The 10444-nt window shown below is 46.6% G+C and carries 11 protein-coding genes; 8 read left to right on the top strand and 3 right to left on the bottom strand.

Annotated elements, in window-relative coordinates; genetic code table 11:
- Nucleotides 1-109: 109 nt before the first annotated feature.
- Nucleotides 110-820 (bottom strand): histidine utilization repressor, encoded by a 711-nt coding sequence (hutC, locus tag BIZ37_RS27415; RefSeq protein ID WP_187464227.1) that lies wholly within the window; start codon nt 818-820, stop codon nt 110-112.
- 122 nt (nt 821-942) lie between these two features.
- On the opposite strand from hutC, the gene yqfB reads away from it, so the two are divergent.
- The 5 genes from yqfB (at nt 943) to rplT (ending at nt 4654) form a co-directional block, all read left to right on the top strand.
- Nucleotides 943-1260, top strand: a complete 318-nt coding sequence (gene yqfB, locus BIZ37_RS27410; RefSeq protein ID WP_187464226.1) for a N(4)-acetylcytidine aminohydrolase — start codon at nt 943-945, stop codon at nt 1258-1260.
- Nucleotides 1261-1480: 220 nt separating this feature from the next.
- Nucleotides 1481-3412, top strand: coding sequence for a threonine--tRNA ligase (thrS, locus tag BIZ37_RS27405; protein WP_187464225.1), 1932 nt, complete (start codon nt 1481-1483; stop codon nt 3410-3412).
- Between the two features lie 3 nt (nt 3413-3415).
- Nucleotides 3416-3967: a translation initiation factor IF-3 gene (gene infC, locus BIZ37_RS27400; RefSeq protein WP_082060595.1), complete on the top strand. Its 552-nt coding sequence runs from the start codon at nt 3416-3418 to the stop codon at nt 3965-3967.
- 96 nt (nt 3968-4063) lie between these two features.
- A complete protein-coding gene (gene rpmI / locus BIZ37_RS27395) occupies nt 4064-4258 on the top strand; it encodes a 50S ribosomal protein L35 (RefSeq protein WP_007469870.1) in 195 nt (64 codons plus the stop codon).
- A 42-nt stretch (nt 4259-4300) separates the two neighbouring features.
- A complete protein-coding gene (gene rplT / locus BIZ37_RS27390) occupies nt 4301-4654 on the top strand; it encodes a 50S ribosomal protein L20 (protein ID WP_007469869.1) in 354 nt (117 codons plus the stop codon).
- Between the two features lie 87 nt (nt 4655-4741).
- Here the strand turns inward: rplT and BIZ37_RS27385 are convergent, their stop codons facing one another.
- Nucleotides 4742-5191: a hypothetical protein gene (locus BIZ37_RS27385; RefSeq protein WP_187464224.1), complete on the bottom strand. Its 450-nt coding sequence runs from the start codon at nt 5189-5191 to the stop codon at nt 4742-4744.
- Nucleotides 5192-5194: 3 nt separating this feature from the next.
- Nucleotides 5195-5452 carry a YiaA/YiaB family inner membrane protein gene (locus tag BIZ37_RS27380; RefSeq protein WP_187464223.1) on the bottom strand — a complete coding sequence of 86 codons (258 nt, stop codon included), beginning with the start codon at nt 5450-5452 and terminating at the stop codon, nt 5195-5197.
- 205 nt (nt 5453-5657) lie between these two features.
- Here BIZ37_RS27380 and pcp point away from each other — a divergent pair, with 205 nt between their 5' ends.
- From pcp to pheT, 3 genes are all read left to right on the top strand, one after another.
- Entirely contained in the window at nt 5658-6344 is a 687-nt protein-coding gene (gene pcp / locus BIZ37_RS27375) for a pyroglutamyl-peptidase I (RefSeq protein ID WP_187464222.1), read from the top strand.
- A 152-nt stretch (nt 6345-6496) separates the two neighbouring features.
- A complete protein-coding gene (gene pheS, locus BIZ37_RS27370) occupies nt 6497-7480 on the top strand; it encodes a phenylalanine--tRNA ligase subunit alpha (RefSeq protein ID WP_107297789.1) in 984 nt (327 codons plus the stop codon).
- A gap of 18 nt (nt 7481-7498) precedes the next feature.
- On the top strand, nt 7499-9886 hold the full coding sequence (gene pheT / locus BIZ37_RS27365; protein WP_187464221.1) for a phenylalanine--tRNA ligase subunit beta: 2388 nt from the start codon (nt 7499-7501) through the stop codon (nt 9884-9886).
- Nucleotides 9887-10444 lie beyond the last annotated feature (558 nt).

Here is a 10444-nt window from a genome sequence, read left to right as displayed (position 1 = left end):
ATGGGACTAATGGTGGACTGAGTCCCATGATGTACGAACTGAGAAATTAACCCCCGTGTCTACTTTACGGGGGTCATATCAACCCAGGACCCAGGACCCCGAGCCCGCTTCACATCCCAACCTTCGTTCTTGAACTCAGCTTGTACTTATTGCCCGGATGATAAAGTAGGGCAGTGCTGATCAAATTATTGTTGCTCCAGGTACGTCGATTCAGTAACAGGCAAGGCGACTGTGGGCTGACTTTAAGTAGCTCTGCAATTCGAGGGGGAGGCAATAGCGCTTCGACAGTATGTTCAATATCGCTAAGCGGGCAGGCTTTGACCAAATATTCATTGGGGGTTTGTTCTGTGAAGTTTTGTTCGATATAAGCCGGTGCATGTTCCGGGTTAACCCAACGCTCTTCGAGTTGTATCGGAGCGCTATTTTCGAAATGAACAATTTGGGTAAAATAGACTTCTGTGCCTTGTCGGACCCCCAGACGTAACGCTATATCTTCAGTAGCATGGATTGTCGATTGAGAAATCACATCGGAAGAATAATGGTGCCCCCGACTTTTTACTTCTTCAGCAATGTTGCGGATTTCCATCAACGGTGATTCGGCTTTCTTGTTGCAGACAAATGTCCCAAGCCGCGGTGTCCTTTCAAGGAAGCCTTCCTTGACCAACTCTGTGATCGCTTTGTTGGACGTCATACGACTTACCGAGAACTGTTCAGACAACGCCATTTCCGTGGGAATCTTATGGCCCGGTGGCCATTGGCGAGAATGAATCTTTTCTAATAAGTAACTTTTGATCTGCTGATAACGAGGTGACTGAGCCATAACGCTTTTCCTAATTGCCTATACAAATCAAAGCAACAAATCATATTCATTTCAAGTTTATGTGTGATTTTGCGTGAAGTAACTACAGTATTGTGAGGCTTTCCTAACCTGTGGCGGTATATATGGCGATAAAAGAACTGCTGTTTCTATCCCGTTTTGAAGCGGATATCTTGGCTGGTAAGAAAATTATCACTATCCGTGATGAAGCCGATAGCCATTATGATGCCGGTAGCCGCGTGGATGGTGTGATTTATGAAGAGGGCAGAGTGTTTTGCCAGTTAGATATCGTCGACGTTGAACCTGTCTCAATCGATACACTTAATCAGAGCCATGCTGTCCGCGAGAATATGCCGTTACAGCAGTTGCGAGATGTACTCGAAGAGATTTATCCCGGAACCAAAGAACTCTTCGTGGTGAGCTTTCAACTGGTAGCCAAGTGACCCAAAAGAGGCTTGGGCATATTAGAAAAATAAATTGTGGCCTAGCTTTGCAATCTGTCATAGGCCTTTGTTATAGTTGCGGCTTCGCTTAGCGGTTTTGGTCTGCTCAGTATTGCAGTGCCGGACCTCTGGGCTTTCTTTTATTTAGCTCTCATAGCTTTATATTTTTAATTCAACATGTCTTGCTTGGTGTGCAAGACCACTGTGAAAGGATATTTACATGCCTGTAATTACTCTTCCTGACGGCAGTCAGCGTCAATTTGACAACCCAGTTTCTACAATGGAAGTCGCGCAATCGATCGGTCCTGGTCTTGCGAAGGCTACTATTGCCGGTCGTGTTAACGGTAACCGCGTAGATGCGTGTGACCTTATCGAAGAAGATGCGAGCCTTGAAATCATCACGGTTAAAGATGAAGTCGACGGTCTTGAGATCGTACGTCACTCGTGTGCTCACCTTCTTGGCCACGCTATCAAGCAGCTTTACCCTGAAGCGAAAATGGCGATTGGTCCTACTATCGACAACGGCTTCTACTACGACATCGACCTAGACGAGTCGCTTACGCAAGAAGATCTAGAAAAGATTGAAAAGCGTATGAAAGAGCTGGCGAAGACCAAGTACCAAGTTATCAAGAAAAAGGTAAGCTGGCAGGAAGCGCGTGATACATTCGAATCACGTGGCGAACCGTACAAAATGGAAATCCTAGACGAGAACGTATCTCGTGATGACCGTCCGGGCCTATACCACCACGAAGAATACATCGACATGTGTCGTGGTCCACACGTACCACACATGGGTTTCTGTCAGCACTTCACCCTGCTGAATGTTGCGGGTGCATACTGGCGTGGTAACAGCGACAACAAGATGCTTCAGCGTATCTACGGTACAGCTTTCCACGACAAGAAAGCACTTAAAGCACACCTTACTCGCCTAGAAGAAGCGGCTAAGCGTGACCACCGTAAAATCGGTAAGCAGCTAGACCTATTCCACATGCAGCAAGAAGCACCGGGTATGGTGTTCTGGCACCATAATGGTTGGTCTATCTTCCGTGACCTTGAAGTATTCATCCGTGAAAAACTGACTGAGTACGGTTACCAGGAAGTGAAAGGTCCACTAATGATGGACCGCGTGCTTTGGGAACGCTCTGGTCACTGGGACAAGTACGCAGAAGCGATGTTCACGACTTCTTCAGAGAACCGTGAGTACGCTATCAAGCCAATGAACTGCCCAGGCCACGTTCAGATCTTCAACCAAGGTCTGAAATCTTACCGTGACCTACCGCTACGTATGGCTGAGTTCGGCTCATGTCACCGTAACGAGCCGTCAGGCGCACTACACGGCATTATGCGTGTACGTGGCTTTACTCAGGATGATGCCCATATCTTCTGTACAGAAGAGCAGGTACAGGCTGAAGTAACTAGCTGTATCGAAATGGTTTACGATACCTACAAGACATTCGGCTTCGACAACATCGTTGTTAAGCTGTCTACACGCCCTGAGAAGCGAGTAGGTTCTGATGAAATGTGGGATAAAGCTGAGTCAGATCTGAAACTTGCGCTAGAATCTATGGAGATCCCTTACGAGATCCAAGAGGGTGAAGGTGCGTTCTACGGTCCTAAGATTGAATTTACTTTGCACGATTGCCTAGATAGGGCTTGGCAGTGCGGTACAGTTCAGTTAGACTTCGCACTTCCTGAGCGTCTAGGTGCAACTTACGTTGGTGAAAATAACGAGCGTCATACGCCAGTTATGATCCACCGTGCTATTCTTGGTTCACTAGAGCGTTTCATCGGTATCCTTATCGAAGAGTATGCTGGCTTCTTCCCAACTTGGTTGGCGCCTCAACAGGCGGTTGTGATGAATATCACTGATGGCCAGGCAGAATATGTTCAACAAGTAGTCGAAAAACTTCAAAAATCTGGAATTCGTGTCAATGCGGACTTGAGAAATGAGAAGATTGGCTTTAAAATTCGCGAACATACTTTGAAGCGAGTGCCTTACATGCTTGTTTGCGGCGACAAAGAAGTTGAAGCAGGCGAGATTGCAGTTCGTACTCGCAAGGGTAAAGATTTGGGTAAATTTAAGATTGACGATCTTGTTGCTTTCTTGCAGCAAGAGATTAGCAGTCGCAAGCTCAATATTGTGGAGGAATAAGGTATTAAAGGCGGAAGAAGAACCCAAGCACCAGTTAAGCAGAATGCACATCGTCTGAATGGTGAAATTCGTGGCGTACGCGAAGTACGTCTTACTGGTCTTGACGGTGAGTCAATTGGTGTTGTTTCTATCGAAGAAGCAATGAATACTGCTAATGAAGCTGGTGTTGATCTAGTTGAAATCAGCCCTAATGCCGAGCCACCAGTCTGTCGTGTGATGGACTATGGCAAGTACCTGTTCGAAAAGAGCAAGGCTGCTAAAGAGCAAAAGAAAAAGCAGAAACAAATCCAGGTTAAGGAAGTTAAATTCCGTCCTGGTACAGACGAAGGCGATTATCAGGTAAAACTGCGCAACCTGACTCGCTTTTTAGAAGAGGGCAACAAGGGTAAAGTCACACTGCGTTTCCGCGGTCGTGAAATGGCCCACCAGAGTCTTGGTATCGATCTTCTAAACCGAATTAAAGAAGACCTAGGCGACCTAGCGGTTGTTGAGAGCTTCCCTAATAAGGTTGAAGGTCGTCAAATGACGATGATGCTTGCCCCTAAGAAGAAGTAATTACGGCATTCAAGTAGCAAAAGCGCTGCTTAACCGCAGCGCTTTTTGTTCGCCTGATTACTATGTTATTAACTATCAACAATGCGGAGTCTCATCATGCCTAAGATGAAATCCAACAAAGGTGCTGCTAAGCGTTTCAAGAAAACTGCTGGTGGCTTTAAGTTTAAGCACGCGACTAAGCGTCACATCCTGACTAAACGTACTACTAAGAACAAGCGTCAGCTTCGTCCAAACGCTATCCTTCCTGCATGTGAAGTAGCAGCTGTTGCACGTATGCTTCCGTTCGCTTAATCGTTTTTAGTTTTATATTTTAATTTTAGTTAGGAGTCTCCTATGCCTCGCGTAAAACGTGGTGTACAAGCACGTGCACGTCACAAGAAAGTTCTTAAACAAGCTAAAGGTTACTACGGTGCACGTTCACGTGTTTACCGCGTAGCTTTCCAAGCAGTTACTAAAGCTGGTCAGTACGCTTACCGTGACCGTCGCAACAAGAAACGTACTTTCCGTCAACTATGGATTGCACGTATCAACGCTGCTGCTCGTCAGAACGGTATGTCTTACAGCCGCTTCATCAACGGTCTTAAGAAAGCATCTATCGAGATCGATCGTAAGATCCTTGCTGACATCGCTGTATTCGACAAAGCTACTTTCACAGTACTAGTTGAAAAAGCAAAAGCTGCACTGTAATTTCAGTCAGTTTTGATGTGGAAAGGAGAGCTTCGGCTCTCCTTTTTTCTTTTCGGTTGGACGTAAAGTAGCACTGAGAAGGCATCGTTAGTCATACTGCCCCAGTAACAACTGGTTTTTTGCCAGCATGACATCCAATCCATTCTGCAATCTCGGATCCCCACCTTTTAGTTTGAGCGCCTTCAACGCGTTGGCTTTCAATATCAATGCAGCTTCAATCCTTTTCTCTAATCGTGTGATTTGCTGCCTAAGGCGTAGGGCAGACGTGTGACACTTATCTATTGCTTGTTTTAACTGCCAGCTATGGCGAAGTAGGGACTTAAATGTATCGGTTTCACTTTCCTCAGTATTGTCAGATGAGGGAGTGATCATTGCCTCTATCTCCTGCTCACAATTACTGTGCTGTGCCTCAAGTGCTTGTTGTTCAATCATAAGCTCTGAAAGCTGATCCTCTTTAGCTTTAAGTAATAGCTTGAGCTTTGATATTTGCTCCACTAACTGGAGGCAAGCTGCGGTTAGCGAGCGGTTAAATCTCATTATCTAGTCTTCAAGTTCATTGAGTAATTGGGCAGTTTTGGCTTCTTCCAGTTTCTGAAGAAGTTTCTTAGATTCAGCTTCATCACGTACTGCTTTGCTTAAGGTAATTGTGGCGCTGACAAGTAATAAGCTGCAAATGCTGTAATAACCTTTGACAAGTAGATCGCCTGGCAGCATGACGATACTGATAATCATAGCTGCCACTGCAATAACGAAAGTGAGTTTTGCGTAGTTAACCCAGTATTTATCTTGTGAACCCATAGTTTTCATCCTTTAAATGCCAATCAATTGAACGATGTTTTATTAAGTTAGTGCAGGTTGAAAAATTGTGCAATAAAAAAGCAGGAAAAATATGTTTTGGCATTAACCCTGCGAGGGTCTTGGCACGAAATAGAAATATATGGCCTTATCAATTACAAGAGGGTGATAAACTTTCTTGATTTACCATCAATAATTGAGATGTGGTATGACTCGAGTACTGGTTACAGGTTTTGAACCTTTTGGCGGACAGGCAATTAACCCAACGGCGTTGATAGTCGAGCAACTTCAAACCGTGGAAGTCCAGCAGAAGATGGAGCAGGGTGGTGTGGTGCTGCAGTCCTGCTTACTGCCCGTCGTACAGGGTGACTCGGTGAAGTCCTGTATTCAAGCAATTGAGGCCTTCAAGCCGAATATTGTGTTTATGCTAGGGCAGGCTTCAGGCCGTGAGAATATCAGCTTTGAAAAAGTAGCCATTAACCTCGATGACTTTCGTATTCCTGATAATGCAGGCAACCAACCTATCGATCAACCTGTGGTAGATAAAGGCCCTGCGGCTTATTTTACCCAGTTACCAATCAAGACGTTGATGCAGGCCTTGAAACAACAAGGGATAGGGGCAGAGATTTCCTATAGCGCGGGGACCTTCGTGTGTAACCACCTGTTTTATGGGATAAGTCATTATCTTGCGACACAAACACAATGCAGTGCTGTGTGCGATTTCATTCATGTACCGTTATTGCCAGAACAAGTTGAAGCAGAGCTGCGAATCACTGGGAACCAATCACTTCCTTCCATGCCATTAGATGCCATGGTTGAGGGCATCGTACATGTGATTATTACGGCAGCCCGATTCCCGTCGGAGCAGCAAGTGTCGGCAGGAACCATCAATTAATCCAACCTTGAGAGGAATTGGTGTTTTTTTCACGCAATCCAACGGTTTTCTTACGATTCGATTTGGATTTAGACGGATGTTTCTTTAGTATGTATCGTTACGCGAATTTATATCTCCCTAAAGGACGCCACCTGTAGGTGGATGAGGAAACGATGCAACATCTAGACGAGATTATTGCCAACGCAACGGCAGCTATCGAGCAGGCTGATTCATTAGTCGCTCTGGACGAAGTCCGTGTCCAGTATCTGGGCAAAAAGGGTGAATTGACCCTTCAACTTCAAGGTTTGGGTAAGCTTCCACCAGAAGAGCGCCGCTCTGCTGGTCAGGAAATCAACAAGGCTAAAGGTGCTGTTCAGCAAGCGATCGTCGCTCGCAAAGACGCACTACAGCGCGCTGAGCTAGAAGCTAAGCTTGCGGCTGAAACTATCGATGTGACCCTACCGGGTCGTCGCATTGAAAATGGTGGCCTTCACCCAGTAACGCGTACGGTTGAGCGTATTGAACAGTTCTTTGGTGAACTAGGCTTTAACACTGAGTCTGGTCCAGAGATCGAAGATGCATTCCACAACTTCGATGCGCTGAACATTGCTGAGGATCACCCGGCACGTACCGACCACGATACATTCTTCTTCAACCCTGATCTAATGTTGCGTACTCACACGTCTGGCGTTCAGATCCGTACGATGGAAAATGGCAAGCCTCCTTTCCGTTTCATCGCTCCGGGCCGTGTATACCGTAACGACTACGATCAGACGCATACCCCAATGTTCCACCAGGTGGAAGGTATGTTGGTTGATGAGAACGTAAACTTCGCGCAGCTTAAAGGCATCCTTCACGACTTCCTATGCAACTTCTTCGAAGAAGAAGTGGAAGTGCGTTTCCGTCCTTCTTACTTCCCGTTTACAGAGCCTTCTGCTGAAGTTGACGTTAAAGGCAAGAACGGTAAATGGCTTGAGGTCCTAGGTTGCGGTATGGTTCACCCGAACGTACTTCGCAGTGTAGGTATCGACCCTGAGAAATACTCTGGTTTTGCATTTGGTATGGGCGTTGAGCGTCTAACTATGCTTCGTTACGGCGTAAACGATCTTCGTGCGTTCTTCGAGAACGACCTTCGTTTCCTAAAACAATTCAAGTAATCCAGAGGTTCATACACTATGAAATTTAGCGAATCTTGGCTTCGTGAGTGGGTAAACCCTGCGGTTACAACTGACGAGCTAACTCACCAAATCACTATGGCTGGCCTAGAGGTAGACGATGTACTACCTGTAGCTGGTACTTTTACTGGCGTTAAAGTTGGTCAGGTTGTTGAGTGCGGCCAGCACCCAGACGCTGACAAACTGCGCGTAACCAAAGTTGATGTTGGTGAAGAAGAACTACTAGACATCGTTTGTGGTGCTTCTAACTGTCGCCAGGGCCTGAAAGTGGCTGTTGCGACTCTTGGCGCAGTACTACCGGGCGATTTCAAAATCAAGAAAGCTAAGCTACGCGGCCAGCCTTCTCACGGTATGCTATGTTCATTCACTGAACTGGGTATCGACGTTGAGTCTGACGGCATCATGGAGCTGGCAGAAGATGCGGTAAACGGTACTGATTTCCGTGAATTCCTGGGTCTAGACGACGTAACTGTTGACGTTGACCTAACGGCTAACCGTGCTGACTGTTTCAGCATCCGCGGTCTTGCGCGTGAAGTTGGCGTTTTGAACCGCGCTGACGTGACTGAGCCTGCTGTTGAAGCGGTTGCTCCGTCTATCGACGACACTGTATCTATCGAAGTGAAAGCACCTGCAGCGTGTCCACGTTACCTTGGCCGTGTGGTTAAGAACGTAAACGTACAGGCAGAAACGCCTCTTTGGATGCAAGAGAAGCTGCGTCGTTGTGGTATCCGTTCAATCGATCCGGTTGTCGACATCACTAACTACGTTCTTCTTGAGCAAGGCCAGCCAATGCACGCGTTCGATCTAGCGAAGATCGATGGTGGCATCGTGGTTCGTATGGCTGAGCAAGGCGAGAAGCTAACTCTGCTAGACGGTACAGAAGCTGAGCTAAATACTGATACCCTAGTTGTTGCTGACCATAACAAAGCACTCGCTATCGCTGGTATCTTTGGTGGTGAAGAGTCTGGTGTAACAACCGAGACTAAAGACGTGCTACTCGAGTGTGCATTCTTCGCACCTGACCATATCCGTGGTCGCGCACGTAGCTACGGCCTACACACTGATTCTTCTATGCGTTTCGAGCGTGGTGTGGACTACGCACTACAGGTAAGCGCAATGGAGCGTGCTACTCAGCTTCTAGTTGAAATCTGTGGCGGTGAAGTTGCGCCTGTTGTTGCTCAGGAGTCAGATGCTGATCTTCCTAAGCCAAACACAGTGGCACTACGCCGTACTAAGCTAGACAACCTACTAGGCCACCACATTGCTGATGCAGAAGTGGTAGAAATCCTAGAGCGTCTAGGCCTAACTGTTGAAACAACAGAAGCCGGTTGGACTGCGACTGCACCAACATGGCGTTTCGACATCGCTATCGAGCAGGATCTGATTGAAGAAGTTGGCCGTATCTACGGTTACGACAACATTCCAAACCAGAACCCAGCTGCAGCACTTAAGATGCACGACCACGTTGAAGCGAACCTTCCACTTAAGCGTGTTCGTAACCTACTTGTTGACCGTGGTTACCAAGAAGCGATCACTTACAGCTTCGTTGAGCCAGAGCAGCAGAAACTGATCGTTCCTGGTGTTGAGCCGCTAGTACTGCCATTCCCAATCTCTGCGGAAATGTCAGCAATGCGCCTTGGCCTAATCCAAGGTCTGCTTAACACGGTTGTTCACAACCAGAAGCGCCAGCAGCCACGTGTTCGCCTGTTCGAATACGGCCTACGTTTCATCCCATGTGAAACTGCTGAGAACGGCATGCGCCAAGAGCCAATGCTGGCTGGTGTTATTGCAGGTACTCGCAGCGAAGAGCACTGGGACATCGAAACCAACACTGTTGATTTCTTCGATCTGAAAGGTGATCTGGAAGCTATCCTTGAGCTTTCTGCTAACGAGAAGGCTTACAGCTTTGCTGCTGTTAAGCACCCAGCTCTGCACCCAGGTCAGTCTGCTGCGATCATCGTAGACGGCAAAGAAGTGGGTGTGATTGGTACTGTTCACCCAGAGCTAGAGCGCAAGCTTGGCCTGAACGGCCGTACTATCGTATTCGAAATCGAATGGTCTGCGATCAACACTAAAGTGATCCCAGAAGCGGTAGCGCTTTCTAAATTCCCTGCAAACCGTCGTGACATTGCGGTTGTTGTTGATGAAGCAGTAGCTTCTGGCGACATCGTTAACGCATGTCTAGAAGCGGGCGGTGAGTTCCTGACTGACGCTAAGCTGTTTGACGTATACGTCGGTAAGGGCGTAGAAGAAGGCAAGAAGAGCTTGGCAATTGCCCTGACTCTGCAGTCTGTAGAGCGTACACTGGAAGATGCTGACATCGCTGGCTCTGTAGATGCTATCGTTGCTCACGTATCTGAGAAGTTCGGCGCGTCACTGCGTGACTAATCGACTTTCTTAATTACTATGAAAGCCCTGCCATTTCGGCAGGGTTTTTTTTGGCCCAAATTCACTGATTGATAGTTACTTATGACGGTAAAACACATTTGGGTTACCGCACATCATTAATGGCGTCAAATGCTAGCCCCTAACATTCTCAGTTGGCGTTAAACACCGGTGTTTTTAAGTCATTGTTTTATAAAATTGTCTAAAGCATTGTGATTTTTTTGATCTGAATCTAAATACGGTAACTTTATGATAGATAGAGATAATTTCTAAATCTTGGTTTTATGGTAGCGATTTGTTTTGGCAAAGTAGTCAATTTTAGCGTTTTTTATCGATGTATATACGATATAAGCACAACTGGGTGCATGGATTGAGTCTATTTGTGCTAGTGAAAATCAATTATTTAAAGATAAGTTGACATAAAAAAGTTGGCGGAAATCAGCAAGTTGGCATAAACTTGTCTCTAGTTAGGATTGAGTACAGTGAAGCTGGCTATTTTAGCGGTTTCTGGCTTCTGCCTGACTCGACTAATTCGCTGTGGGAATGGCTAATGTCTTCCTG

This window comes from Photobacterium sp. BZF1, from assembly GCF_014349205.1.
In the GTDB taxonomy this organism is placed as follows: Bacteria; Pseudomonadota; Gammaproteobacteria; order Enterobacterales; family Vibrionaceae; genus Photobacterium.
The sequence above is the reverse complement of the archived record's forward strand: the minus strand, read 5'-3'. Positions and strand labels throughout refer to the sequence as shown.

Excerpts from the sequence above, each read along its gene's own strand:
- hutC (WP_187464227.1), bottom strand. The coding sequence starts at position 820 with ATGGCTCAGTCACCTCGTTATCAGCAGATCAAAAGTTACTTATTAGAA.
- yqfB (WP_187464226.1), top strand. The coding sequence starts at position 943 with ATGGCGATAAAAGAACTGCTGTTTCTATCCCGTTTTGAAGCGGATATC.
- thrS (WP_187464225.1), top strand. The coding sequence starts at position 1,481 with ATGCCTGTAATTACTCTTCCTGACGGCAGTCAGCGTCAATTTGACAAC.
- rpmI (WP_007469870.1), top strand. The coding sequence starts at position 4,064 with ATGCCTAAGATGAAATCCAACAAAGGTGCTGCTAAGCGTTTCAAGAAA.
- rplT (WP_007469869.1), top strand. The coding sequence starts at position 4,301 with ATGCCTCGCGTAAAACGTGGTGTACAAGCACGTGCACGTCACAAGAAA.
- BIZ37_RS27385 (WP_187464224.1), bottom strand. The coding sequence starts at position 5,191 with ATGAGATTTAACCGCTCGCTAACCGCAGCTTGCCTCCAGTTAGTGGAG.
- BIZ37_RS27380 (WP_187464223.1), bottom strand. The coding sequence starts at position 5,452 with ATGGGTTCACAAGATAAATACTGGGTTAACTACGCAAAACTCACTTTC.
- pcp (WP_187464222.1), top strand. The coding sequence starts at position 5,658 with ATGACTCGAGTACTGGTTACAGGTTTTGAACCTTTTGGCGGACAGGCA.
- pheS (WP_107297789.1), top strand. The coding sequence starts at position 6,497 with ATGCAACATCTAGACGAGATTATTGCCAACGCAACGGCAGCTATCGAG.
- pheT (WP_187464221.1), top strand. The coding sequence starts at position 7,499 with ATGAAATTTAGCGAATCTTGGCTTCGTGAGTGGGTAAACCCTGCGGTT.